The following is a 542-nucleotide window of genomic DNA, read 5'->3' on the forward strand; positions in this document are numbered from 1 at the left end:
AACGAAACCCTTCCATCGTAAGGTGGCCGCGCTCCTTGGAGCTGCGATGTTATGTCGAGATGCGTCGTCCCACACCGAATGTTGGGGCTTCGCGGATGGTTGCGTGCGTAGCGGAACGCGGGCTTGACCCGCCTTTGGAATCGGAGTTTGTGTGCGTCGGCGCTGCTTGAGCTCACTCATGGCCGCTGCCTTCTACCGAGACCAGGTGCAGAATCCCTTGGAATCGCTGCCTTCCCGGCAAATTCGGCGTGAGAAAGCCTGCCAGTTGGTAAGAAAGGGCGCAGGACCATCAACTTCTCGTCATACATGGTGAGACCTTCTAGCGACTTGGTTGTCTGTGGTCTCCCCAAGTAAATTCGATGGCCTTCTGCTGCACACGAGTGTGCCCTACTCCTCTTGAGTTTGTAGACCACTCGTCCTGTTCGCCGCCACGGGCTGACTACCTGCTTTGCTACCCGAATTCGAGATAGACCCACCCATTCCACGGCTCGAATTGCGGCCGACATTCTGCGCGCACGGATAACGCTCACCTACAGCACTTC

Annotated in this window: 1 protein-coding gene; it reads right to left on the reverse strand. The window is 57.2% G+C overall.

The features are described from left to right. Window positions 1–176 precede the first annotated feature (176 nt). On the reverse strand, window positions 177–308 hold the full coding sequence (locus AC1DVK_RS27170) for a hypothetical protein (protein ID WP_477627854.1): 132 nt from the start codon (window positions 306–308) through the stop codon (window positions 177–179). Window positions 309–542 lie beyond the last annotated feature (234 nt).

This window comes from Peribacillus sp. P4_B1 (assembly GCF_056402395.1).